The sequence below is a fragment of the Streptomyces sp. NPDC003327 genome, assembly GCF_053589515.1.
The window spans coordinates 301,577-325,491 of sequence record NZ_JBSFSA010000002.1; the positions used below are offsets into that span (position 1 = coordinate 301,577).

Annotated in this window: 23 protein-coding genes and 1 riboswitch; of the genes, 6 read left to right on the forward strand and 17 right to left on the reverse strand. The window is 73.7% G+C overall.

All coding sequences use genetic code 11. From position 1 onward, the window contains the following. Window positions 1-76: 76 nt before the first annotated feature. The 3 genes from ACWDVG_RS02955 to ACWDVG_RS02965 are packed head-to-tail and all read right to left on the reverse strand — an operon-like array spanning window position 77 to window position 2,764. On the reverse strand, window positions 77-724 hold the full coding sequence (locus ACWDVG_RS02955; RefSeq protein ID WP_451695644.1) for a response regulator: 648 nt from the start codon (window positions 722-724) through the stop codon (window positions 77-79). A gap of 32 nt (window positions 725-756) precedes the next feature. Further along, window positions 757-1,995, reverse strand: a complete 1,239-nt coding sequence (macS, locus tag ACWDVG_RS02960) for a MacS family sensor histidine kinase (RefSeq protein WP_451695546.1) — start codon at window positions 1,993-1,995, stop codon at window positions 757-759. A 37-nt stretch (window positions 1,996-2,032) separates the two neighbouring features. Then, window positions 2,033-2,764 (reverse strand): lysophospholipid acyltransferase family protein, encoded by a 732-nt coding sequence (locus ACWDVG_RS02965; protein WP_451695548.1) that lies wholly within the window; start codon window positions 2,762-2,764, stop codon window positions 2,033-2,035. A gap of 189 nt (window positions 2,765-2,953) precedes the next feature. Here ACWDVG_RS02965 and ACWDVG_RS02970 point away from each other — a divergent pair, with 189 nt between their 5' ends. After that, entirely contained in the window at window positions 2,954-3,736 is a 783-nt protein-coding gene (locus ACWDVG_RS02970) for an alpha/beta hydrolase (protein ID WP_451695549.1), read from the forward strand. Beyond that, window positions 3,729-4,529 carry a hypothetical protein gene (locus ACWDVG_RS02975; protein ID WP_451695550.1) on the forward strand — a complete coding sequence of 267 codons (801 nt, stop codon included), beginning with the start codon at window positions 3,729-3,731 and terminating at the stop codon, window positions 4,527-4,529. Before ACWDVG_RS02970 ends, ACWDVG_RS02975 begins: the two co-directional genes overlap by 8 nt. A gap of 29 nt (window positions 4,530-4,558) precedes the next feature. Here ACWDVG_RS02975 and ACWDVG_RS02980 read toward each other — a convergent pair whose 3' ends face one another. From ACWDVG_RS02980 to ACWDVG_RS03005, 6 genes are all read right to left on the reverse strand, one after another. Continuing rightward, the gene (locus ACWDVG_RS02980) at window positions 4,559-5,317 is read right to left on the reverse strand and encodes an endonuclease/exonuclease/phosphatase family protein (RefSeq protein ID WP_451695551.1); all 759 of its coding nucleotides are present in this window, start codon (window positions 5,315-5,317) and stop codon (window positions 4,559-4,561) included. Window positions 5,318-5,387: 70 nt separating this feature from the next. Beyond that, a complete protein-coding gene (locus ACWDVG_RS02985) occupies window positions 5,388-6,329 on the reverse strand; it encodes an ROK family glucokinase (protein WP_451695552.1) in 942 nt (313 codons plus the stop codon). Window positions 6,330-6,395: 66 nt separating this feature from the next. Then, window positions 6,396-6,839 carry a DUF5304 domain-containing protein gene (locus tag ACWDVG_RS02990; RefSeq protein ID WP_451695554.1) on the reverse strand — a complete coding sequence of 148 codons (444 nt, stop codon included), beginning with the start codon at window positions 6,837-6,839 and terminating at the stop codon, window positions 6,396-6,398. 43 nt (window positions 6,840-6,882) lie between these two features. Then, a complete protein-coding gene (locus ACWDVG_RS02995; RefSeq protein ID WP_451695556.1) occupies window positions 6,883-8,181 on the reverse strand; it encodes an ArsA family ATPase in 1,299 nt (432 codons plus the stop codon). A gap of 46 nt (window positions 8,182-8,227) precedes the next feature. Beyond that, window positions 8,228-8,668 (reverse strand): SRPBCC family protein, encoded by a 441-nt coding sequence (locus ACWDVG_RS03000; RefSeq protein ID WP_451695558.1) that lies wholly within the window; start codon window positions 8,666-8,668, stop codon window positions 8,228-8,230. A gap of 113 nt (window positions 8,669-8,781) precedes the next feature. Further along, window positions 8,782-9,549: a metallophosphoesterase family protein gene (locus tag ACWDVG_RS03005; protein ID WP_451695560.1), complete on the reverse strand. Its 768-nt coding sequence runs from the start codon at window positions 9,547-9,549 to the stop codon at window positions 8,782-8,784. A 255-nt stretch (window positions 9,550-9,804) separates the two neighbouring features. Between ACWDVG_RS03005 and ACWDVG_RS03010 the strand changes: the two genes are divergently transcribed. After that, window positions 9,805-11,601, forward strand: a complete 1,797-nt coding sequence (locus ACWDVG_RS03010; protein WP_451695561.1) for an AMP-dependent synthetase/ligase — start codon at window positions 9,805-9,807, stop codon at window positions 11,599-11,601. A 111-nt stretch (window positions 11,602-11,712) separates the two neighbouring features. Here the strand turns inward: ACWDVG_RS03010 and ACWDVG_RS03015 are convergent, their stop codons facing one another. Continuing rightward, entirely contained in the window at window positions 11,713-12,855 is a 1,143-nt protein-coding gene (locus ACWDVG_RS03015) for a glycosyltransferase family 4 protein (RefSeq protein ID WP_451695563.1), read from the reverse strand. 94 nt (window positions 12,856-12,949) lie between these two features. Here ACWDVG_RS03015 and ACWDVG_RS03020 point away from each other — a divergent pair, with 94 nt between their 5' ends. After that, on the forward strand, window positions 12,950-14,206 hold the full coding sequence (locus tag ACWDVG_RS03020) for a glycosyltransferase 87 family protein (RefSeq protein WP_451695565.1): 1,257 nt from the start codon (window positions 12,950-12,952) through the stop codon (window positions 14,204-14,206). Window positions 14,207-14,276: 70 nt separating this feature from the next. Here the strand turns inward: ACWDVG_RS03020 and ACWDVG_RS03025 are convergent, their stop codons facing one another. The 5 genes from ACWDVG_RS03025 to ACWDVG_RS03045 all read right to left on the reverse strand — a co-directional run bounded on the left by ACWDVG_RS03025 (window position 14,277) and on the right by ACWDVG_RS03045 (window position 19,725). Then, window positions 14,277-15,500, reverse strand: a complete 1,224-nt coding sequence (locus ACWDVG_RS03025) for a hypothetical protein (protein ID WP_451695567.1) — start codon at window positions 15,498-15,500, stop codon at window positions 14,277-14,279. A 60-nt stretch (window positions 15,501-15,560) separates the two neighbouring features. Then, the gene (locus ACWDVG_RS03030) at window positions 15,561-16,583 is read right to left on the reverse strand and encodes an NlpC/P60 family protein (RefSeq protein WP_451695568.1); all 1,023 of its coding nucleotides are present in this window, start codon (window positions 16,581-16,583) and stop codon (window positions 15,561-15,563) included. Window positions 16,584-16,781: 198 nt separating this feature from the next. After that, window positions 16,782-17,828, reverse strand: a complete 1,047-nt coding sequence (locus ACWDVG_RS03035; RefSeq protein WP_451695570.1) for an NlpC/P60 family protein — start codon at window positions 17,826-17,828, stop codon at window positions 16,782-16,784. Window positions 17,829-18,084: 256 nt separating this feature from the next. Then, a complete protein-coding gene (locus ACWDVG_RS03040; RefSeq protein ID WP_451695572.1) occupies window positions 18,085-19,449 on the reverse strand; it encodes an NYN domain-containing protein in 1,365 nt (454 codons plus the stop codon). A 33-nt stretch (window positions 19,450-19,482) separates the two neighbouring features. Continuing rightward, window positions 19,483-19,725 (reverse strand): hypothetical protein, encoded by a 243-nt coding sequence (locus tag ACWDVG_RS03045; RefSeq protein ID WP_451695574.1) that lies wholly within the window; start codon window positions 19,723-19,725, stop codon window positions 19,483-19,485. A 158-nt stretch (window positions 19,726-19,883) separates the two neighbouring features. On the opposite strand from ACWDVG_RS03045, the gene ACWDVG_RS03050 reads away from it, so the two are divergent. Together ACWDVG_RS03050 and ACWDVG_RS03055 are read left to right on the forward strand one after the other, a co-directional pair. Continuing rightward, on the forward strand, window positions 19,884-20,618 hold the full coding sequence (locus tag ACWDVG_RS03050) for a rhomboid family intramembrane serine protease (protein WP_451695576.1): 735 nt from the start codon (window positions 19,884-19,886) through the stop codon (window positions 20,616-20,618). Then, window positions 20,615-20,896 carry an Lrp/AsnC family transcriptional regulator gene (locus tag ACWDVG_RS03055; protein ID WP_017238849.1) on the forward strand — a complete coding sequence of 94 codons (282 nt, stop codon included), beginning with the start codon at window positions 20,615-20,617 and terminating at the stop codon, window positions 20,894-20,896. Before ACWDVG_RS03050 ends, ACWDVG_RS03055 begins: the two co-directional genes overlap by 4 nt. 102 nt (window positions 20,897-20,998) lie before the next feature. Here the strand turns inward: ACWDVG_RS03055 and ACWDVG_RS03060 are convergent, their stop codons facing one another. Beyond that, window positions 20,999-22,366 carry an aminotransferase class V-fold PLP-dependent enzyme gene (locus ACWDVG_RS03060; RefSeq protein WP_451695578.1) on the reverse strand — a complete coding sequence of 456 codons (1,368 nt, stop codon included), beginning with the start codon at window positions 22,364-22,366 and terminating at the stop codon, window positions 20,999-21,001. A gap of 186 nt (window positions 22,367-22,552) precedes the next feature. Next, a riboswitch (SAM riboswitch) is annotated at window positions 22,553-22,669 on the reverse strand. Between the two features lie 100 nt (window positions 22,670-22,769). After that, on the reverse strand, window positions 22,770-23,834 hold the full coding sequence (gene trpD, locus ACWDVG_RS03065; RefSeq protein ID WP_451695580.1) for an anthranilate phosphoribosyltransferase: 1,065 nt from the start codon (window positions 23,832-23,834) through the stop codon (window positions 22,770-22,772). Window positions 23,835-23,915: the final 81 nt, after the last annotated feature.

Here is a 23,915-nt window from a genome sequence, read left to right on the forward strand (position 1 = left end):
AAGAGTACGTCCGCGAATATACGGCCCGCCCCGGCTCCGCGCCGCTCGGCGGCCGGGCGTCGTCGGGGCCGCGCGGTCAGGCGTCGTCGAGGCCGCGCTCGATGGCGTACCGGACGAGTTCGACGCGGTTGTGCAGCTGGAGCTTGCCGAGCGTGTTCTGCACGTGGTTCTGCACCGTGCGGTGCGAGATGACCAGGCGCTCGGCGATCTGCTTGTAGCTCAGGCCCTTGGCGACCAGGCGCAGCACCTCGGTCTCGCGCTCGGTGAGCTGCGGGGCCTTGGGCTCGTCGGCACCCGCGGCCGGGGCGGGTTCGGCGGCCAGGCGGCGGTACTCGCCGAGGACGAGGCCGGCGAGGCCCGGGGTGAAGACGGGGTCGCCGACGGCCGTGCGGCGCACCGCGTCGATCAGCTCCGCGGTGCTGGCCGACTTGAGGAGGTAGCCGGTGGCGCCGGACTTCACGGCCTCCAGGACGTCGGCGTGCTCGCCGCTCGCCGAGAGGACGAGGACCCGCAGCCCCGGCTGGGCGGCGACGAGCTCCTTGCAGACCTGGACCCCCGGCTTGACCGGCAGGTTGAGGTCGAGGACGAGGACGTCGGGCGTGACGGCCAGGGCGCGGCGTACGGCCTGCTCCCCGTCGCCGGCCGTGGCGACGACGTCGAAGTCGGCCTCCGCGAGGTCGCGGGCGACCGCGTCCCGCCACATCGGATGGTCGTCGACGACCATCACCCTGATCCGCCGCTCGGGCTGCTGCTCGCTCACTTCTCTCCTGCCTTCCCCCGGGTGGCCCGCGCGGGACGCGGGACCTTCAACTCGACTTCCGTGCCCTGGCCGGGGACCGAGACCAGCTCGGCCGTGCCGCCCAGATCCCGCAGTCTCCCCCGGATGGACAGGGCGACGCCCATCCGGCCCTCCCCCTCCGCCTGGGCGAGACGGCCCTCGGGGATGCCGGGGCCGTCGTCGCGGACGGTGACGATCACCTCGTCGGGCCAGTCCTCCACCAGGATCCAGGCCCGTGCCTCCTCGCCCGCGTGGACCCGGACGTTGTCCAGGGCGGCGCCGACGGCGGCGGCCAGTTCGCGGGCGGTCGCCGGGGGCAGCAGCACGGGCGCTCCCGGATCGGCGAGGGTGACGCGGGCCCCGGCGCGCGGGGCGAGCAGGGCGCGCAGGTCGACGGGCGCGCCGCCGTCCCCCGCCTCCGCCGGGTCGTCGACCTCGACGACCCGGACGACGGCGCCCTCGGACGCGTCCTCGGAGACGTGGCTCGGCCGGGTCAGGCCGCCCGCGACGAGGGTGCGGAGCGCCACCTCCTGCTCCCCGGCCATCCGGCCGAGCTCCGCCGCCTCGCCGCCGAGCGCGGTGCCGCGCCGCTGGACCATGGCGAGGACCTGGAGGACGCTGTCGTGGATGTCGCGGGCGAGCCGCTCCCGCTCGCGGGTGGCCGCCTCGATCTCCAGGGCCCGGGCGAGGGTGCGCTCGGAGGCGCGGGCGACCTCGACGACGTACCCGATGGCGATGGAGGCCACCCAGACGAGGATGACGTTGTGGACGGTGTCCCGGGTGGGGTGGCCGCGCTCGACGATGTTGGCGACGGCGACCAGCGAGGAGGCGAGCCCGGCCCAGCGCCAGCCGCCCTTGATGGCGTACGCGAGGACGGAGCCGGCGGTCCATATGCTCGGCAGGGTGGGGCCGTCGACGGTCTGGGCGTGGGCGTCGGCGAGCGGGGTGAGGAGGATCCCGGTGAGGGCGAGGGCGAGGTCGGCGCCGAGGAAGCGCTTGGTGCAGCCGGCCGCGTTGGCGACCTTGGGGAGGGTGGCGAGCGTCCAGACGCAGAGCACCGCGAGGTAGACGACGGCGATCCAGGGGCGCTCGTAGCGGTCCCGTCCGGTGACGAAGATCAGGACCGCGTAGCACATGGTCAGCACGCGGTAGCCGGTGAGCGCACGCCACAGCGGCTGCTCCACCGACATGCGCACGACACGCTCGCGCTTGGCCATCTCCCCCACCCCCACCGGCGCCCCCTCGACGGGAGGGTCAGGCGCCGGACTCTTCCCGCGCCGCGATCTCGGCCTTCACGGCCTCCTTGGCGGCCTTCTCGGCCTCCGCGATCTGCCGCTTGGCGGCGGTCGCGTAGATGTCGACGTACTCCTGCCCGGAGAGCTTCATGATCTCGTACATGACCTCGTCGGTCACCGAGCGCAGGATGAAGCGGTCCCCGTCCATGCCGTGGTAGCGGCTGAAGTCCAGCGGCTTGCCGATCCGGATGCCGGGCCGCATCAGCTTCGGGACGATCTTGCCGGGCGGCTGGATCTTCTCGGTGTCGATCATGGCGACGGGGATCACCGGGGCGCCGGTCGCGAGCGCCACCCGGGCGAGGCCACCGGGCTTGCCGCGGTAGAGCCGGCCGTCGGGCGAGCGGGTGCCCTCGGGGTAGATGCCGAAGAGACCGCCGCCCCTGATGACCTCGATGCCGGCCTTGATGGCCGCCTCGCCGGCGCCCCGGCCACCCGAACGGTCCACCGGCAGCTGGCCGACGCCCTTGAAGAAGGCGGCCGTCAGCTTGCCCTTGACGCCGGGAGTGGTGAAGTACTCGGCCTTGGCGATGAAGGTGACCTTGCGGTCGAGGACGGCGGGCAGGAAGAAGGAGTCCGAGAACGACAGGTGGTTGCTCGCCAGGATCGCCGGACCCTCGGCGGGAATGTTCTCCAAACCCTCCACCCAGGGCCGGAAGGCAAGCTTCAGGGACCCTCCGAGGGAGAACTTCATCGCGCCGTAGATCAACTCGTCATGCCTTCCGTGTGCCGTCGTCCCGACTTTATCCCGTACCGGCGTACGCCCCCCGCTGCGGCCCTGGTCGGTGTCGGTCCGGTCGCGTACCGTGAAGGTCCTTCCCCACGTCCCGTCGCTTCGGCGCCCCCGAAGAACGCCGAAGTCGCAACCGAACAGGAGACCCCGGTGCCGGTCCTTCCCGGAGCCGAGCCGTACCGCCATGAGGGCGGAGAGGTCGGCGTCCTTCTCTGTCACGGATTCACCGGTTCCCCGCAGTCGCTGCGCCCGTGGGCCGAGTACCTGGCGGGGCGCGGGCTGACCGTGTCGCTGCCGCTGCTGCCCGGCCACGGCACCCGCTGGCAGGACATGCAGCTCACCACCTGGCACGACTGGTACGCGGAGGTGGACCGGGCCCTGCGCGAGCTGCGGCAGCGCTGCGAGACCGTCTTCGTCTTCGGCCTCTCGATGGGCGGCGCGCTGGCGCTGCGGCTGGCCGCGAAGCACGGCGACGCCGTACGGGGCCTGGTGCTCGTCAACCCGGGCAACAAGGTGCACGGCGTGGCCGCGCACGCGCTGCCGGTGGTCCGGCACCTGGTGCCCACCACGAACGGCATCGCCAGCGACATCGCCAAGGAGGGCGTGAAGGAGATCGGCTACGACCGGGTGCCGCTGCACGCCGCGCACTCGCTGCGCCGCTTCTTCCGCACGGTGGACGCGGAGCTTCCGCAGGTCACGCAGCCGATCCTGCTGCTGCACAGCCCGCAGGACCACGTGGTGCCGCCGGCCGACTCGGCCCGCATCCTCAGCCGGGTCTCCTCGACGGACGTCAGGGAGCTGCTGCTGGAACAGAGCTACCACGTGGCGACGTTGGACCATGACGCGGAGCGGATCTTCGACGAGAGCTGGGGCTTCGTCGAGCGTCTCGCGCCGGGTCTCGTCGGCGGGAAGGGAAGCAGGAGCGGTGGCTGATCAGCAGGACGGCGGCGAGCGGGAGCCGCAGCCCATCGACGAGGAGGCGGCGTGGGCCGCGATCGTCGCCGGATACGGCGAGGAGCCCGCGGACCCTCCGGGGACGAGGCCGTTCCGGCCGATCGAGAACCTGGCACTGCCGGAGGCCGACACCGTGCCCGAGCCCGAGCCGGAGCCTCGGGCGGAGCCGAAGGCCGAGGCGCGGGCCGAGCGCGAGGCGTCCGGGGAACCGGCCCTGGTGAAGGACCGGGCCGGAGCGGACGACCCAGACGACGCGGACGAGGCCGACGACGCGGAAGGACCGAAGGACACGGTCGACGCGGACGGCCCCGACACCGAGGGCGGTGTCGAGGCCCGCGCCGGGGGCGACGACCGGGACGCGGAGCCGGACGACGGGCCGCGGACGCCCCCCGCCCCCGAGGCCGGGACGGACCGGCCCGCGCTCGGCAGCTCCGTCGTGTTCGCTCCCGGCGTGCGCCCGAGCGGCCCCCGCGACTACACGCCCGCCGAGCCGGAGGACGGCCCCGGCGGCGACGAGGGCCACTTCGTCCCGCCGGAGCCGCCGCCGCTCCCCGAGGCGGACGCGGCGACCAAGTTCGCCTGGCTCGGCGTGGTCGGCGGCCCGGTCCTGATGCTGGTGGCGGTACTGCTCCAGTGGGACATGACCTGGTGGCTGACGACGCTGTGCGTCGGTGGCTTCCTGGGCGGGTTCGCGACCCTGGTGGCCCGGATGAAGCACGACGACGAGGACGACGACGGCTTCGACGACCCGGGCCGCGGCGCGGTCGTCTGAGCCTTTTGACGCTCCCCGGCGGGGCGGGCTCACACCGCGGCGGGGACGCGCACCGCCGCCAGGACCGGTAGGTGGTCCGTGGCGGCCCTGAGGTCGGCGGGGTCCAGGTCCTTCGGGACCCCGCAGCCGAGGAACTCGACGCCCGGCGTCGCCAGGATCGCGTCGATGCGCTGGTGCGGGTCGGCGGGCGTCGAGGTGTGCTCGGCGCCCCAGGGGCGTTCCGCCCAGCCGTCCCTGAGCTGCCCGGTGAGCCGGGCGAAGGCGGGCCCCCCGGGCTGTTCGTTGAGGTCCCCGGCGACGATCGCGTACGGCGTGCCGAGCGCGGCGACCCGTTCCAGGACCATCCCGGCCTGGGCGTACCGCTCGGCCGGGCGCAGGCTCAGATGGCAGCTGACGAGGCCGACCCGAGCCCCGGCGAAGCGGACGACGGCGGTCGCGAGGCCCCGGCGGTGCAGCCCGGGGGTGAGCGGGAGCAGCACGTCCTCGGTGCGTTCCACGGTGGCGCGCAGCGAGCAGAGGAGCAGGGGGCCTGCGGCGGTGGCGCCGCCGCTCAGGACGACGAGGTCGCTCGCCGCGGCGAGCCGGGCCGCGTGTTTGCGCCAGCGGAAGAAGCGCGGCGCCTCCTGGACGAAGACCAGGTCGGGGGCGCAGGCCCGGATCACCCGGACGAGGGCGTCCTCGTCGTCGCGCATCGAGCGGATGTTGTAGCTGAGGACCCGTACGACGGCCGAACCGTCCGGTTCCGTACGGGAGTTGGGCAGCTCGCCGGTGAGGGGGGTCGTCGCCATACGGGCCACGATAAGCGCGATGCCCGCCACGCCCCAGAGGGCACGACGGGCATCGCCGGAACGGCTCGGTTCAGCCCTGGCGCGCCAGGTCCGCCGCGCCGACCAGGCCGGCCTTGTTGCCGAGCTGTGCGGCGAGGACCTGCGCGTGCGGCCGCCACTGGCCGCCGATCAGCCAGCGCCGGAAGGACTTGCGGATCGGGTCGAGGACGAGGTCGCCCTCGTCCGAGACGCCGCCGCCGACGATGAACGCCGACGGGTCGAAGAGCGAGGCCAGGTCGGCCAGGCCCGCGCCGGCCCAGCGGGCCAGCTCGCGGAAGGAGTCGATCGCGACCGGGTCGCCCGCGCGGGCGGCCTGGCTGACGTGCTTGCCCTCGATGCCCTCGGGGGTGCCGTCGCCGAGGCCGAGGAGCACCTCGGCCCGCTCCGGGGTGGCGTTGGCGCGCTGCCGGGCGTAGCGGACGAGGGCGCGGCCGGAGGCGTACTGCTCCCAGCAGCCCTGGCTGCCGCAGCCGCAGAGCAGGCCGTCGGGGACGACCCGGATGTGGCCGAACTCGGCGGCGACGCCGAAGCGTCCGCGGCGCAGCTTGTTGCCGATGATGATGCCGCCGCCGAGGCCGGTGCCGAGGGTGATGCAGATGACGTCCTCGTGGCCCTGGCCGGCGCCGAAGCGGTACTCGCCCCAGGCGGCCGCGTTGGCGTCGTTCTCCACGACCACGGGGAGACCGACCCGCTGCTCGACCTTGTCCTTGAGCGGCTCGTGCCGCCAGTCGATGTTCGGCGCGAAGAGGACGGTGGCGCGCTTGTCGTCGACGTAGCCCGCGGCGCCGATGCCGACGGCCTCGATCTGGTGGCCCTTGCCGGCCTCGGAGACCGCGGCGCTGATCGCGTCGACGATGCCTTCGGGGGTCGGCGGGGTGGGCACCTTGTGCGTGTCGAGGATGTTGCCCTCCTCGTCGACCACGCCGGCCGCGATCTTCGTGCCGCCGATGTCGACGCCGATGGTGAGTCCCATGTGTCCCTCAGTTTTCGGTCGAGCCCCGCTAGGGCCCACCGTACCCGAGCGGGGCCGACGTACTGATCAGTCCAGGTCGATGTGCTGGCCCGTTCCGGGGCCTTCGTCGCCCTTGTGCGGCTCGTCCCCGTCGCGGCGGGGGTCGTCCTCGGGGACGGGTTCGCCGCGGGTCCAGCGGGTCTCGTGGCCCTCGACGGCGGAGCGATAGGCGGCGAGCAGTTCGTTCCCGGCGGCGGCGAGGTGGTCGAAGACCTGCGGGTTGCGTTCGATGACGGGCTCGACGACGGCCTTCGCCTGATCGACGAGCTGCTGGACGGTCTGCGCGGCCTGGCCGCCGAGCAGCGGTGCCGCCCCGAGTCCGCCGGAGACCTTGTCGGCGACGGCCTCGAAGAGCTTGCGGAACTCGTCGGCGGCGGAACCGGGCCCGTCCTCGCGCCGCGTCCGGCGGCGGGCCTTCTCCGCCTCCAGGTCCTCGGCGCAGGCCTTGGCCCAGGCGTCCGGATCGCTCATGGCGTACTCCTCAGTGGGCTGGTACTTCGACGGTACACGGGCGTCAGCCGGTGCGGGGCCACAGTCCGGGGTCGGGGGCGAAGCGGACGCGGAGCTCGCCGTCGACGAGGCCCGCGCCGGTGACGGTGCAGCGGCGCAGGGCGCCGGGGAGCGGGAGGGCGCGGCGGAAGGGGCCGACCGCGAGGAGCAGTTCGTCGCCGCGGCGGACGAGCGACAGCTCCTCCTTGACGGCGCCGGGCAGCGGGACGTGCCAGACGAGGACGCCGTCCGTCTCGCGCCGGTCCTCCACGGCCGGCGCGGGCGCGGTCACGGAGGAGGGTGCGGGGGCCGCGGGCGCCAGGAGCGCGAGGTCCTCGGGCCCGCGCGGGTCGCGGCCGAGGTGCGGGAGCTCGTGCACGAGGCCGGGGGCGGCGGTACGGAGGGCGTCGAGGTGCCGGTGCTGCTGGGCGGCGAGTCCGGCGAGCCACGGGTCCTCGGAGGTGGCGGGCAGCAGCCGGTTGGCGACGACGGCGTCGAGGGCGAGTCCCTGGAGCGCGAGGCCGAGGCGCGCGGTGCGCAGGGCGGCCGTGGCGTCGGGGCCGGGTTCGAGGACGAGGCGCACGGCGGTGCCGGGGGCTTCGAGGAGGTCCTGGACGGCGGCGAGCTCGGCCTCCCAGCGGGCGGTGGTCTCGTACAGCCACTGCGCGGGCATGGGGACGCCGGCGAGCTGGGCGAGCATCGGCCGCAGCGCGCGGGCGGCCTGGCGCTCCGGGGGCAGCAGGCGGCGCAGGTAGCGGCGGAGCTGCTCGGGCAGGGCGAGGAGGGCGAGGGCCTCGGTGAGCGGCGGCAGGTCGACGACGACGACATCGTGGTCGCCTGCGGCCGCGTCGCGCAGGGCGCGGAGCAGGGCGAAGGGGCGGCTGCCGGGGAGCTCAGTGAGTTCGGCGTCCTCGAAGGGGGCGGCGCCGAGGAGGTCGAGGGCGGTGCCGACGCGGCTCTGGAGGGCGAGGAACTCGCGCCGGAAGTCGGCGGCGGCGTCGGGCCTGCGGAGGCGGAGGCGCCCGCCGGCCGGGTGCGGGTTGGCCTGGCGGCCCCCGGCCGGATGCGGATCGCCCTGGCGCCCGTCGGCCAGGTGCTCGTCCGCCGGGCGCTCGTCTGACGGGCGCAGGTCGCCCTGGCGGCCCCCGGCCGGGTGCGGATCGACGAGGTCCGGATCGACGAGGTCCGGATCGGCCAGGTGCGGATCCGCGGTCTCGGAGACGAGGAGCACGCGGCGGCCGGCGTGGGCCTCGGCGAGGGCGGTCGCCGAGGCGACGGTGGTGCGCCCGGCGCCGCCGGCCCCGGTGACAAGAATGATCCGCATGCGCGGGAACGTTACCGCCCGCGCCGGGTGTGCTCCCCCGCGGGCGTTACGCGGCCGACTCGACGCGCTTCTTCAGGCCGGCGAGGGCGCGGTCGATGATGACCTTCTCGGCCTTGCGCTTGATCATGCCGAGCATGGGGATCTTGACGTCGACGGTGAGCTGGTACGTCACCTCGGTGCGGTCGGCGCCGAGCGGCTTCAGGAGGTAGGAGCCGTCGAGGGCGCGGAGCATCTGGGACTTGACCAGGGTCCAGCTGACCTCGTGGGCGCCGTTCCAGGTGTAGGCGAGGGTGTGGTCGTCCTTGATGGCGCCGGCGTCGAGGACGAGGCGGACCTTCTCGGCGCGGCCGGCGTCGTCGGTCTCCAGGACCTCGGCGCGCGTGACCTCGCCCGTCCACTCGGGGTAGCGGGCGAAGTCGGAGATCACGCCCATGACGTCGGCCGGCGCCGCCTCGACGGTGATGCTCGAGCTGGTGTGTTCGGCCATCGCGGTGGCTCCTCCACTGTGCGGTCCGGCGGAAGTCAGGCGGCACGGAACGGTGCCGACGGAAGGCTATCGCGCCGCGCGGCCCCCTCCGGGCCCCGCCCCGGGGTGCCCCGTCACCACTCCAGGGCGAAGGGCCGGCCGGTCGACGCGAAGTGCCCGACGTTCACGCACTCGGTGGCGCCGATCCGCATGCGGCGGGCCAGCGGCTGGTGGACGTGACCGAAGAGGGCGTAACGCGGCCGGACGCGGTGGATCGCGTCGAGGAGCGCCCGGCTGCCCCGCTCGAAGCGGCGGGCGACGGTGTCGTACGTCAGCTCGGGGACGTCCGGCGGGATGTGCGAGCAGAGGACGTCGACGTCGCCGAGGGCCTCGACCTTGGCGGCGTACTCCTCGTCGGAGATCTCGTACGGGGTCCGCATGGGGGTGCGCAGGCCGCCGCCGACGAAGCCGACGACGAGGCCGCCGAGCTCGATCCGCTGCCCGTCGAGGACGGTGGTCCCCGGCCGGGCGTACTCGGGCCAGAAGCGGGGGATGTCGACGTTCCCGTAGGTGGCGTACGTGGGGGTGGGGAAGGCGGCGAAGAGTTCCGCGTACTGGCGGCGCACGGCGCCCTCGATGGCGGTGTCCCTGTCGACGGCCAGCTCGGCCCAGAGGCGGCGGCCGAGTTCGCGGGCCTCGTCGAAGCGGCGGGCGGTGCGCAGCTCGACGAGGCGGTCGGCGTTCTCGACGCCGAAGAGGTCGGGGAAGATGCCGCGGCTGTGGTCGGCGTAGTCGAGGAAGAGGACGAGGTCCCCGAGACATATGAGGGCGTCCGCCCCGTCCCCCGCCTTGGCGAGGTCGTCGGCGTTGCCGTGCACGTCACTGACCACATGGACTCGCATGTGCCCACCTTAGGGCGTCGGACCTGCGGTTACTTGGGAGTCGGGAAACCGGTGGATTACTGTGCGCACAGCACCGCCACGCACGTGTGACGCACGGAACATCTGGCCAGGACCCCCTATCGGGAACCACGTACTGATGGGTAACGTCCAGGCAGTCCAGTCGTGCTCACCCCCACTGAGCACCTGCCCGGTCTTGGACTACACCGGTGCATCACACAGAGCCGTGGCGCCGGCGCCCGATGAGGAGCAGCAGTCTTGCGCGAGTTCAGCCTTCCGGCCCTGTACGAGGTCCCCACGGACGGCAACCTGACGGATCTCATCCGCCGCAACGCCTCCCAGCACCCAGACGTCGCCGTGATGGGGCGCAAGGTCGACGGGGTGTGGACCGACGTCACCGCCAAGGAGTTCCTTGCCGAGGTGCGCGGTGCCGCGAAGGGTCTGATCGCGGCGGGCGTGGAGCCGGGCGACCGGGTCGCGCTGCTCTCCCGCACCCGCTACGAGTGGGTGCTGCTCGACTTCGCGATCTGGAGCGCGGGCGCGGTGACCGTGCCGGTGTACGAGACGAGCTCGCCGGAGCAGATCCAGTGGATCCTCGGCGACTCGGGCGCGACCCTGGCGCTGGTCGAGAGCGCGGCGCACGAGGCCTCGGTGGAGTCCGTACGCGGCGAGCTGCCCGCCCTGAAGGGGCTGTGGCAGATCGAGGACGGGGCGATCGCGCGGCTGACCGCGGCGGGTGCGGACGTCTCCGACGAACTGCTCGACGCGCGGATGTCGTCGGCGAACGCGGACGACCCGGCGACGATCGTCTACACCTCGGGCACGACGGGCCGCCCCAAGGGCTGCGTCCTGACCCACCGGGCGTTCTTCGCCGAGTGCGGCAACGTGGTGGAGCGGCTGAAGCCCCTCTTCCGTACGGGCGAGTCGTCCGTGCTGCTCTTCCTGCCGGCCGCGCACGTCTTCGGCCGGCTGATCGAGGTGGCCTCGGTGATGGCGCCGATCCGCCTCGGCTGCCTCCCGGACATCAAGACGCTCACGGACGAGCTGGCCTCGTTCCGGCCGACGCTGATCCTCGGCGTGCCGCGGGTCTTCGAGAAGGTCTACAACTCCGCGCGGGCGAAGGCGCAGGCCGACGGCAAGGGCAAGATCTTCGACAAGGCCGCGCACACGGCCATCGCCTACAGCCGGGCGCTCGCCACCCCGCAGGGCCCGTCCTTCGGCCTGAGGCTGAAGCACAAGGTCTTCGACAAGCTGGTCTTCTCGAAGCTGCGGGCGGTGCTCGGCGGGCGCGGCGAGTACGCGATCTCGGGCGGCGCGCCGCTGGGCGAGCGGCTCGGCCACTTCTTCCGCGGCATCGGTTTCACCGTCCTGGAGGGCTACGGCCTGACGGAGTCGTGCGCGGCGACCGCGTTCAACCCGTGGGACCGTCCGAAGATCGGCACGGTCGGCCAGCCGCTGCCCGGTTCGGTGGTGCGGATCGCCGACGACGGCGAGGTGCTGCTCCACGGCGAGCACGTCTTCTCGCGGTACTGGAACAACGAGACGGCGACGGCCGAGGCCCTCGCGGACGGCTGGTTCCACACCGGTGACATCGGCACGCTCGACGAGGAGGGCTACCTCGCGATCACCGGCCGGAAGAAGGAGATCCTGGTGACGGCGGGCGGCAAGAACGTCGCCCCGGCGGTCATCGAGGACCGCATCCGGGCGCACGCGCTGGTCGCGGAGTGCATGGTGGTCGGCGACGGGCGTCCGTTCGTCGGTGCGCTGGTCACGCTCGACGAGGAGTTCCTGGGCCGCTGGGCGGCCGAGCACGGCAAGCCGGCGGGCGCGACCGCGGCGACGCTGCGGGACGACGCGGAGCTGCTCGCGGAGGTGCAGCGCGCGGTCGACGACGGCAACGCGGCCGTCTCGAAGGCCGAGTCGGTGCGCAAGTTCCGTGTCCTCTCCGCCCAGTTCACGGAGGAGGCGGGCCACATCACGCCGTCCCTGAAGCTCAAGCGGAACGTGGTGGCGAAGGAGTTCGCGGACGAGATCGAGGCGATCTACCGGGCCTGAGCCCCGACGGACGCAGCGCGGAGGCCCGGGACGAGCGATCGTCCCGGGCCTCCGGCCGTTCCTGCGCCCCGCGGTGAAGCGCCCCGGTCGGGCGCCCACGGGGCGCGTCCCCTACAGCAACTCCCGGAGGCGCTCGGCCAGGAGGTCCCAGCGCCACTTCTCCTCGACCCAGGCGCGGCCGCGTCCGCCCATGCGCGCGCGGAGTTCGGGGTCGAGGAGCAGGGTGGCGACGCGGTCGGCGGCGTCCCCCGGGGAACCGCCGGGGACGACCCAGCCGGTCTCGCCGTCCAGGACGGCGTCGGGGGCGCCGCCCGAGTCGCCCGCGACGACGGGGAGTCCGGTCGCGGAGGCCTCCAGGTAGACGATGCCGAGGCCCTCGACGTCGAGGCCGCCGCGGCGGGTGCGGCAGGGCATCGCGAAGACGTCGCCGGCGCCGTAGTGGGCGGGCAGCTCCGACCAGGGGACGGCGCCCGTGAAGCGGACGGAGGCGGCGACGCCGGTCTCCGCGGCGAGGCGGCGCAGCTCCTTCTCGTACGGGCCGCCGCCGACGACCAGCAGGACCGCGTCGGGCACCCTGCGCAGGATCTCGGGCATCGCGAGGATCAGGGTGTCCTGGCCCTTGCGCGGGACGAGCCGGGAGACGCAGACGACGACGGGGCGGTCGCTGAGCCCCAGGCGGGCGCGGACCTCGGCGCCGCCGGAGTCCGGGTGGAAGGTCTTCTCGTCCACGCCGGGCGGCAGCTGCACCATCCGCGCGGCGGCGGCCGGGGTGAGGGCGGCCGCGATCCGGGAGCGGGTGTACTCGCCGAGGTAGGTGATCGTGTCCGTGCCCTCGCCGATGCGGCGGAGCAGCTGCCGGGAGGCGGGGAGCTGGGCCCATCCGGCCTCGTGGCCGTGGGTGGTGGCGACGAGCCGCCGGGCGCCGGCCCTGCGCAGCGCGGGGGCCATGAGTCCGAGCGGGGCGGCGGCGCCGAACCAGACGGACGTACAGCCGTGTTCCCGCAGGAGCGCGGTGGCCCGGGCGGTGACCCTGGGCGTCGGCAGCAACATGGTGGTGCGGTCGCGGACGACCGTGAAAGGCTGTTCGGCGTCGAACGCGGCGGTCGCCTCCGCCCCCTCCTGGCCACGCTTCCAGGTGGAGGCGTAGACCACGATCCGTTCGGGGTCCAGGCGCAACGCCATGTTGTGCAGGAACGCCTGGATTCCGCCGGGGCGCGGCGGGAAGTCGTTGGTTACGATCAGGGTCTTGTGCATCGCGAACGACAGTACGTGATGGGCCGCGATCGCACCCACCGCCCGGCACCACCACCTCCGCGCGAGCGGACCGACAGACGAGGACTGGACAGGGATGACGGGCGCAGTGGGGACCGGATCGCGCACGAGCCTGCGACTGCCGCTCGCCCTGTGGGGCGTGTCACGGGTGCTGCTCCTGCTCTGCGTCTTCAAGATCGTGGTGGTTCCGGGCCCGGACGTCACCAGTGACGTCGAGGACATCTACCAGGGGTGGTTCGAGGTCCTGCGCACGGGCACGTACCCGGTGGACGACGTCACCTGGCAGTACCCGCCGGCCGCCGCGCTGCCGATCCTCGCCCCGGCGCTCCTGCCGTTCCTGGGCTACTCGGCCGCCTTCTTCGTGCTGGCGTTCCTGTGCGACGCCCTCGTCTTCGGCCTGCTCCTGTACACGGGCCGCCGGCCGGGCCGTTCGCCGCGCGGGGCCTGGATCTGGCTCGCGGGCGTGGCGCTCATGGGCCCGACGACGTACGCCCGGTACGACGTGATGGTCACCGCCGTCGCGGTGGCGGCCCTGCTGGCGGCGGTCCGCAGCCCGCGGGTGCTCGGGGCGCTCGCCGGTTTCGGCGCGGTCCTGAAGGTGTGGCCCGCGCTGGTCCTCGTCGGTACGGCGAAGGGGCGGGCGACCTTCCGGTCCTGGTCGACGGCGGCGGGCGCGGGCGCGGCGGTGCTGCTGCTCTGCGTCCTGTGGATGCCCGGGGGCCTCGCCTTCCTGTCGTTCCAGAGCGAGCGGGGCACGGAGGTCGAGTCGCTGGGCGCGATGGTCTTCCACGTCGCCCGGCACCTGGGCTGGGAGGGCGACGTGCGGATGAACTACGGCTCGATCGAGTTCATCGGGCCGTACGTAGCCGTGGTGTCGAAGGGCGCGGTGCTGCTGACGGTCGCCGCCTTCGGCTGGCTGCTGCTGTGGCGGTTCAGGGCGCACCGGTTCACCTCGTCGACGGTGGCGGACGCGGCGTTCGTCGCGGTGCTGCTGTTCACGGCGACGAGCCGGGTGATCAGCCCCCAGTACATGATCTGGCTGGTGGGTCTGGCCGCGGTCTGTCTGGTCTACCGGTCGAGCCGGATGGAGCGGCCCGTGTACCTGGTGGTGTGGGCGACGGCGGTCACGCAGTTCGAGTTCCCGGTGTGGTTCTCGCACGTGACCCAGAGCGACTGGCTGGGCATCGGCGTGCTCTTCCTGCGCAACGGCCTGCTGGTCGCGGCCGCCCTCTCCGCCTGCCGCGTCCTGTGGCGGCACACGGTCGCGCCGCCGCGCCCCACGGCGACGGTTCCGCTGCCCCGGACGGAGCGCGAGAAGGTCCTGTCGGCCTGAGGGACGTCGTCCGGCCCGGGGACGTCCTCGCTGCGGCCCGCGCGCACCGCGTCGGCCGCTGCGCGCCCGGTCAGCCCAACCTCTCGCCCAGGTAGGCGCGCCAGTCGGCCGTGAACTCCTCCGGGGTCGTCTCCAGGACGTCGTGGAGGGCCTTCTCCACCGCGCCCTCGCGCCCGGGGTGCGCGCCCACCGCCCGGTAGAACGCGATCAGCTCCGTCTCACCCCGGCGGTCGGCGATCATCGCGCAGGCGAGCCAGCCGCTCTCGTAGGCGCGGGCCATCGCCTCCGCGTCGCCGCCGAAGGCGAAGTCCTCGTCCTCCGGCAGCCGGTCCGGCCGCTCCCCCGCCGCGACCGCGCGGGCCAGTTCGGGGGCCGCCTGGGCCGGCGTACGGCCGCTGTCGCGGTAGGCCACCCAGTCGGCGAAGCCCTCCGAGAGCCAGACCGGGGTGGCGGCGGTGGTGTGGGCGCGGGTGGCGACGTGGACCGTCTCGTGGGTGAGGACGAACTGCCGGCCGAAGCCGCCGAGCAGGCCGTACGCCTCGGGGTTCACGATCACCCGGTCCGCGGGCGCGTCCGCCCCGGCCCGGGTCTCTCCCGTGGTGACGGCGGCGATGCCCCGGTAGGAGTTCCCCGGCGCCCCCAGGAGCTGCCCCATGGCGTCGAGGGAGGCGGGGACGAGCACCAGGACCCGGCGGGACCAGGGCTCGCTCCAGGCCGCGTCGACGGCGGGCACCGCCCGGTCGGCGGCCGCCGCGATCTCCCGGAGCCGTTCCCGGCGCTGGCCGACCCCCAGGACGAGCGAGCGGGCGCCCCGGACGGCGACGACGTCCCCCTGCTCCCACAGCTGCCGGGAGGCCCCGTCCGCGGGCCGCTCACCGGTCACGTACCAGCGCCCGTTCCGTGCGGTCAGGTCGAGGACGCGGGCGGCGGTGACGGCCCCGCCGTCGTGGCCGCCGATCCGGTAGCCGAGCTCGGCGCGGGCGGTGACCCGGTCCCCCCCGGTGCGGTCGATGTCGGTGAGGCGGTAGCTCCAGGAGGCGAGCGGCACCTCGGCGAGCCGCCGGAACGCGGTGCGGGCGGCCGCCGTCCCGGCCGGGTCGACGGCGGCGAGGAAGCCGGGCTCGTCGCGGTCGAGGAGGGCGCGGGCCCGCCGGTCGAGGAGTTCCTGGACCTCGCGGGCCGCGGTGTCTGGGGGTGCGGCGCTGGTGCAGCCGACGAGTCCCGTGAGCGCGAGGAGCAGGGCGAGCAGGCAGGCCGCGGCCGGCCGCCGTCCTCCGCTCCGCTGGTTCGCCACGCCCTCGATCGTACGGTCGAGGGCGCGGAAGCGGACCGGCCCCCGGGAGCCGCGGGCGGGTCAGACCCTGGTCACGGTCACGTTCGACATCATGTTCACCGGGTCGTAGCGGACCCGCGCCCCCGGGTAGGGGGCGTGGATGACCTGGCCGTTCCCGGCGTAGATCCCGACGTGGCTGGCGTCGCCGCGGTACGTGACGAGGTCGCCGGGCCGGGCCTGGGAGAGCGGCACCTGGCGGCCCGCGTTCCGCTGCGCCGCCGAGGTGCGGGGCAGGCTGATCCCGGCCTGGCGGTACGACCAGACCATGAGGCCCGAGCAGTCGAAGCCGGAGGGGCCGGTGGCGCCCCACACGTACGGCTTGCCGATCGCGCTGCGCGCCGCGATCACCGCGGCGGCGGCCCGCGAGGAGCCGGGGGGCACGTCGCCGAGGGCCGGCAGCTGCTCCCCGGGGCCTTCGGCGCGCCCGCCGGTGCGGGAGGCCCGCTCGTAGTCGGCGCGCTCGTCGGCGGTGAGCGCGGCCAGCACGCGCCGGGCCTCGGCCAGCTTGCGTTCGACGGCGCGCTTGTGGCGGGCGACGTCGGCCCGGCTGCGCTCCAGCTCGGCGAGGATCGCGCGGGCCTCGGTCCGTTCCTGCGTCAGCCGGTGCTGCTCCCTGCGGACCTCGGCGAGGGCGGCGCCCTGGCGGGCGGTGACCCGGTCGAGGGCGGAGGCGCGGTCGAGGTAGCTGTCCGGGTCGGCGGAGAGCAGCAGGGCGAGGGCGGGGTCGAGGCCGCCGGAGCGGTACTGGGCGCCGGCGACGGAGCCGAGCATGCCGCGCATGCGGTTGAGGCGTTCCTGCCCGCGGGCGAGGCTGTCCTGCGCGCGGGAGACCCGGGCGCGCAGGTCGTCCGCCCGCTCGTCGGCCCGGTTGTAGCCCTCGGTGGCCTTCTCGGCCTCCTCGAAGAGCCGGTCGACGGTGGCCCGGGTGCCCTCGGGGGTGGCGCCGGGGTCGGCGCTCGCGGGGACGGCCCCGAGGGAGGCCGCCGCGGTGGCCGCGGCGGCGGTCAGCACGGTGACCCTCGCGGGTCGGCGGTGGGAGGCCACGAGTCACGCTCCGTTCGGCTCGACGCAGACAGGCGGCAGACAGTAGCCGCTGATCAGTCGTCGTCCAACGAACCCGCCGGGCACACAAAGTGACGCCCCGCCGGAGAACACAGGTCACCGGCGGGGCGTCGGGTCAGCGGGGCTCGTCGCGAACCACCCGTTCGGGCGGCAGGGCGGAGCGGACCGGAGGGGGCTGCGTCAGCCGGCGATCCGGACGCCGAACTGGAACGTGCCCATGTAGTCCATCGACTCGTAGCGGACGCTGGCGCCCGGCTTCGGGGCGTGCAGGATCGTGTTGTTGCCCGCGTACAGGCCCACGTGCGAAAGGCCGTTGAAGAAGACCAGGTCGCCGGGCTTGAGCTGGCTGCGGCCGATCTTCACGCCGTCGTTCTGCTGGGTGTACGTGGTGCGGGTGAGCGTGACGCCGGCCTGGCGGTAGGCCCACATGGTGAGGCCGGAGCAGTCGTACGAGTTGGGGCCCTCGGCGCCGGAGACGTACGGCTTGCCGATCTGGGTGGCGGCGTAGGACAGGGCCGCGGCGCCGAAGCCGTTGGCGGGGGCCTCGTTGCCGAGGTCCATGCGCTCGCCGGCGGCGCGGCTCGCGCGCTGCTCCTTGGCGCGCTCCTCGGCCTCCAGCTTGGCCTTCTCCTCCGCGTTCAGCGTGTTGAGGAGCTTCTGGGCCTCGGCCAGCTTGCCCTGGTACTTCTTCTTCTTCTCGCCGAGCGTCTTGCGGACGTCCTCGAGGTCGGCCAGCTTCGCGGTGGCCTCCGCCCGCTGCTGGGCGAGGGTGCGCTGCTTGCCCTGGATGGTGCTGAGGACGTCGGCCTGCTGGGCGCTCAGCTGGTCGATGGCGGACGCCTTGTCGAGGTAGGTGTCCGGGTCGGCGGAGAGGAAGAGCTGGAGCGCCGGGTCGATGCCGCCGGAGCGGTACTGGGCGCTGGCGACCGAACCGATCTGGTCGCGCAGGGTGTTGAGCTCCTGCTGGCCGCGGGCCACCTTGTCCTGGAGGTCGCCGACCTCCTTCTGGAGCTTGCCGCGGCGCTCCTCCGCGAGGTTGTACTGCTCCGTGGCCTCCTCGGCCTCGTGGTGCAGTGCGTCGACCTTCGCCTTGACCTCGTCGATCTTCGGCTTGGGGGCCGCCTGGGCTCCGGTCTGGGCGGAGAGCGCGACGGCGGCGGCCGCGGTGGCCGTGAGCACGGTCACGCGGGTGCGGCTCGGCTGCTTGGGTCGACGGTGGGACGCCACGAAGGCGAGCTCCTTCTTCCTCGAGCCGCCCATCCGGTCACGGGCAGGCGGTTCCTCCGCTGTCACCCCGGATGAGTGATCAACCGCGCGAAGGTTCGAGGCCCGACCCTAGTGACCGAGTTGTGATCAGTTCAAATCCCGCTGAGCAAAATCTCGCTCGCACAACACATTATTTACACGCATCACACGCGCTGTAGCGGTCACTTGACGGTGCGCCGTCCAGAATTCGGGCATACGACCCAGAAGTTGCCAGAGGTCACGAGAGCCGCGAAAGCCGCTTCAGCAACAAGGCGGACGACACCGGCCGCGCACCGGCCTTCGCCACTCCGTCGGCCACCTCGCGGTCGGTGGAGACCACCACGACGGGCCGCCCCGGCGGCTCCGCCCGCACCAGCTGGCGGATCAGCTCGTCCGCCGTCACACCGGGCTTGGAGAACAGCACCCGCACCCCGCGCGGCGGCGCGAGCAGCACCGGCGCCGCCAGCTCCGCCCCGTCGAAGACGCAGGTGACCTCCGCGCCCGACCGGGCCGCGAGCGCCGAGAGGCTGCCGAGCAGCCGCAGCCGCTGCTTCTCCAGCGGCATCGTCGGATAGCCGGTCTTGGTGACGTTGTAGCCGTCGACGACCAGATGCGTCTGCGGCAGCGACAGCAACTGGTCGAGCAGCGCCGGGTCCGTCTCCGACAGCGCGCGCGTGGCGATGTCCTTCGGGGACATCCGCCCCGGCTCCACGGCGTCCACGGTGTCCGCGGGATGCACCGAGACCGGCGGCAGGGCGAGTTCGCGCCGCAGCCCCTGGGCCGCGTCGAGAACCGTGTCGAGGAGCAGCCGCAGCCGCATGTCCTCCACCGAACGACCCTCGCGCGCCGACCTGCGGCTCGCCTCCAGGGCCGCCTCGACCTCGCCGAGCCGGGACTTCAGGCGCCGGCTCTCGCTCTCGGCCGCGGAGACCTGCGCCGCCGCCTCGGCCCGTACGGCGTCCATCTCGCCCTGGGCGCGCCGCAGGGCCGCCTCGCCGCGCTTCACGTCGCTCTGGGCGCTGCGCAGCTTGCGCTGAAGCGATTCCGCTTCACGCTTGGCGGACTCCAGCTCGTGGCGGAGCTGTTCCGTCTCCCCGCGGGAGCGCTCACGGGCGGCGGCGAGCTCCTCGCGCAGCCGCTCCAGCTCGCGCCGCCCGGCCTCGTCGGCCCGCTCGGCGTCCGCCCGCTCGACCTCCTCGCCGGCGGCGGCGACCAGCTTGACCCAGCCGGCCGGGCGCAGCACGTAGGCCGCCGCGGCCACGTCGACGGGGTCGGCGGCGGCCGGCAGGGCGCCGGACTCCACGGCGGCCGCCAGCTCGGGCTGGGCCTGCTTGAACCGCTCGCCGATCCGCTGCCGGAAGAGCGGGTCGCTCTCCAGGGCGGCCGCCATCGCGTTCCCGGCGAACTTGGCCCGCCGGGACGCGGTGAACCGGGCGTACTGCCGCAGGGGCGCGGGCAGCTCGGCGACCGTCAGCCCGCCGAAGGCGTCCGCGACCAGCGCGACGACCCTCCGCCGCACGCCGTCCGGCAGCGGGTGGTCGAGCGTCTCGGCAGCGTCACCTGCCGCGCCGGTCGGCTCACCACCGTGCGCGGGCTGCTCCACGATCCGTCACCCCTATGTCGTCCGCGCCGTCCGTCAGGAAGCGGCGCCCGGCCTGTCCACCAGTTCGATCTGGTCCACCGCGTTGCACCAGCGGCAGCGGACCGACTCGATGGTCTCACTGACCACCTGGCGCTCCTCGACGGTCGGCTCCCCGGCGAGGTCCAGATGGACGTACTCGACGACCTTGGACGAGCGCGTCACGTCGAAGCGGGTCAGGTTCCCGCAGAGGGTGCAGCGCCAGCGGGTCGTGTCCGTCGGCAGGGGGACCGTCGTCATCGTGCCGTCCTTCTTTCCTGGTGCGGTGGTGCGAGGGCGGGACCGCGGTGCGCCGTCGAACTGCGGTGGTTCTGCCCGCAACCCTACGGCCTCACCGGTACGCCGTGGCACGGCGAGGCACTCTGTCCACTTCGTCCCTGTTGCGCCATGATCAGCCCATGATCGAGTGGCGAGGAGCGGCCCTCGGCGCCTGGCGGGGCGCCCGGCACGGGCCCACGGTGACCTACGGACTGATCGCCGCCTGCTGTCTGCTCTTCCTCGTCAGTCCGGTCTCCGGTTTCAACCCGGTGTACGGCACCGGGGACGCGCTCCTGGCGGCGCAGGGCACGTACTTCCGGCGTTGGGGAGTCGTCCCCGCCGAGCTGCTCGGCGGGGATCCGCGCGCCCTGCTCACCCCGCTCACCGCGCTCTTCGTCCACGGCAGCTGGCTGCACCTGCTCGGGAACATGCTGTTCCTGTACGTCTTCGGCGCCATGGCCGAGGAGCGGATGGGGCCGGTCGAGTTCGCGCTCTTCTACCTGGGCACCGGCTATCTGGCGCTGCTCGGGTACGCGGTCGCGCACGCGCACAGCGAGCAGACGCTGGTGGGGGCTTCGGGGGCGATCTCCGGGGTGCTGGGGGCGTTCCTCTTCCTCTTCCCCCGCACCCGCGTGACCAGCCTCTTCCCGTTCCTGTTCTTCCTGCCGCTGCGCTTCCCCGCCTGGATCGTGCTGATCTTCTGGTTCGTGCTCCAGTGGCTGGCGGCGCGGGCCGCGGGGCCCGGCCCCGGGGTCGCCTATCTGGCGCACGTGGTGGGGTTCTCGGTCGGCTTCCTCTACGCCTGGGGGCGCTTCCGCGGTGGGGATAGAGTGAAACTCCCAGCCGCGGCGACCGAGGGAGAAAGCCAGCCGTGATCACCGCGATCGTGCTCATCAAGACCAGCGTGGACCGCATCCCCGAGATCGCGGAGTCGATCGCCGCGCTCGACAGCGTCAGCGAGGTCTTCTCGGTCACCGGCACGTACGACCTGATCGCCATGGTCCGGGTGCCGCGCCACGACGACCTGGCGGACGTGATCCCCGGCCGGATCAGCAAGATCCCGGGCGTGGAGGCCACGGACACGCACGTCGCGTTCCGCACGTACTCCCAGCACGACCTGGAGGCGGCCTTCGCCATCGGCCTGGAGTCCTGAGGCCGGGCCCGTCCCGGGGCCGCGCACGGACACGAGGAAGGGGGCCTCCCGGGTCGGGAGGCCCCCTTCACCCGTACGAGTGAGCGGCGGTGGGCCGAAGGGTCAGCCGCGGTCCGGGACGCAGCGGCCGTCCTCGGTGCGGTACGTCCACCGGGCGCCGTCCCGCACCAGCTCCTTGACGGCGCCGAGGAACCGCTCCACGTGCTCGTCCGGCGTACCGGCGCCGAAGCTCACCCGGATCGCGTTGAGGGACCGCTCTCCCGGGTTCGCCTCGGGGGCGCCGCACTCCCCCGGGTCGCGGGGGTCGCTGCCGAGCAGGGTGCGGACCAGCGGGTGGGCGCAGAAGAGGCCGTCGCGGACGCCGATGCCGTACTCGGCGGAGAGCGCGGCGGCGAAGTGAGAGCTGTTCCAGCCGTCCACGACGAAGGAGATCACGCCGACGCGCGGGGCGTCGTCGCCGAAGAGGGAGAGCACCCTGACCTCGGGAACCTCGGCGAGGCCCGCGCGGACCGTGTCGACGAGGTGCTGCTCGCGGGCGACGAGGGAGTCGAAGCCGGCCTCGGTGAGGGCCTTGCAGGCGGAGGCGAGGGCATGGACCCCGATCACGTTCGGGGAGCCGGCCTCGTGCCGGGCCGCGGTGGTGTGCCACTCCACGTCCACACCACCGTCGGCCCGGCGGGCCACCTTGCGGGAGGCTCCGCCGCCCGCGAGGTAGGGCTCGGCGTCCCGCAGCCAGTCGGCGCGCCCCGCGAGCACGCCGGAGCCGAAGGGCGCGTACAGCTTGTGCCCGGAGAAGGCGACCCAGTCCACGTCCAACTCCCGTACGGATACGGGGTGGTGGGGCGCCAGCTGAGCGGCGTCGAGGACGATCCGCGCCCCGTGGGCGTGCGCCGCGGCGGCCAGCTCCCTCACCGGCCACAGCTCGCCGGTGACGTTGGAGGCGCCGGTGACGCAGACGAGGGCGGGGCCGTACGGGTCGCGGCCGGCGAGCGCCCGCTCCAGGGTCTCGACGGCCTGGGCCGGGGTCCGCGGCGCGTCGAGGTGGGTGACGCGGGAGTCCCCCCAGGGCAGCAGGGAGGCGTGGTGCTCGGTCTCGAAGACGAAGACCTGGCAGTCGGCCGGGAGCGCCCGGGCCAGCAGGTTGAGGGAGTCGGTGGTCGAGCGGGTGAAGACGACCTGGTCGCCGGGGCGGCAGTCGAGGAACTCGGCGACGGTGACGCGGCTGTTCTCGAAGAGGTCGGTGGAGAGCTGCGAGAGGTATCCGGCGCCGCGGTGGACGCTGCCGTAGTACGGGGCGTAGGCGGCGACGTCGTCCCAGACGCTCTGGAGCGCCGGGGCGCTGGCCGCGTAGTCGAGCGCCGCGTAGGTCACCTCGCCCCCGGTGACGAGCGGGACGGTGATGTCCCGGCCGAGGACCGGCAGCGGCTCACGGACGACGGCAGCGGAGGGGGCGACGGCGGCAACAGACATGGCGAACTCCCTTACGGGGCAGGCGAATTCGTCGCCTCGACACGACGGGACGCGGGGGCGCGTCACCCGTGGAGGCGTACGACGAGAACAGAAGGGGGATGCGGAGAAGGGGCCGGAAAGCCCTATCGCATTCGCTTGCTCACGAGACTGCTCCCTTGAGGACCAGGACCCCAGGGATGGCGCAGGGGTCCGCGCTTGCCGTCGACCTTGCTGCCGACGGCCTGGTCTTCACCCGGGGCACCCCGCCACGGACGGAGGGTTGCCGGACAGCCAGCCGGGGCTTCGAGGCTGTCACTCATGACCTGTGGCTGAACGTATGTCACCCCTCGCGTTCCGCGCAACCCCGTCCGGATGCCGGACGGGGTCGCGGGGACGCGGGTTCGCCGGGACGCGGGGGCGGGGACTAGGCGTTGCTGGCGGCGATCCAGCGTTCCAGGGCGTGGCGGGCCGCACCGGAGTCGATCGACTCGGCGGCCCTGTCGATGCCGGCCCGGATCTGCTCCGCGAGGGTGCCGCCACCGGGCTCCAGGGCGGTGAGCGCCGCCGCCGAGTTGAGCAGCACCGCGTCACGTACGGGCCCGGTCTCGCCCGCGAGGAGGCGCCGGGCCACGTCCGCGTTGTACGACGCGTCCGCGCCGCGCAGGGCCTCCACGGGCACCAGGTCGATGCCGACGTCCCGGGGGTCGAAGGCCTCTTCCCGTACGGCTCCCTCGCGGACGACCCAGACGCGCGAGGTGGCCGTCGTGGTCAGCTCGTCGAGGCCGTCGTCGCCGCGGAAGACGAGCGCGGAGGAGCCGCGCTCGGCGAGGACTCCGGCGACGATGGGGGCCATCCGGGGGTCGGCGACGCCGGTCGCCTGGGCGCGCACCCGGGCCGGGTTGGTCAGCGGCCCCAGGAAGTTGAAGACCGTGCGGATGCCGAGCTCCTTGCGGGCCATGGCCACGTGCCGCAGCGCCGGGTGGAACTTCACGGCGAAGCAGAAGGTGATCCCGGCCTCCTCGGCCACCTCGGCGACCCGCCGCGGGGTCAGCTCCAGGTTGACGCCGAGCTTCTCCAGGACGTCGGAGGCGCCGGAGGCGGAGGAGGCGGCCCGGTTGCCGTGCTTGACGACCTTGGCGCCGGTGCCGGCGACCACGATCGCCGACATGGTGGAGATGTTGACGGTCTTGGCGCCGTCGCCGCCGGTGCCGACGATGTCGACGGTGGCGCCGGGCACCTCGATCGTGTTGGCGTGCTCGTACATCGTCCGGACGAGTCCGGTGATCTCCTCGACGGTCTCGCCCTTGGCGCGCAGGGCGACGACGAAGCCGGCGATCTGGGCGTCGGTGGCCTCGCCGCGCAGGATGCGGTCCATGGCCCAGGCGGTGTCCTCGGCGCTCTGGTCGCGACCGGTCAGCAGGCCGTCCAGGACGGTGGGCCAGGAGCGGCCCGCCGTGGTAGGTCCTCCAGCGGGGTTCGCAGCGCTCATGGCAGCTCCTGGTCTCTGGCGCGTCACGCACACAAGGGGTACGGCCTCACCCTATCGACCTCCGGCGACGGCAAAGAGCCC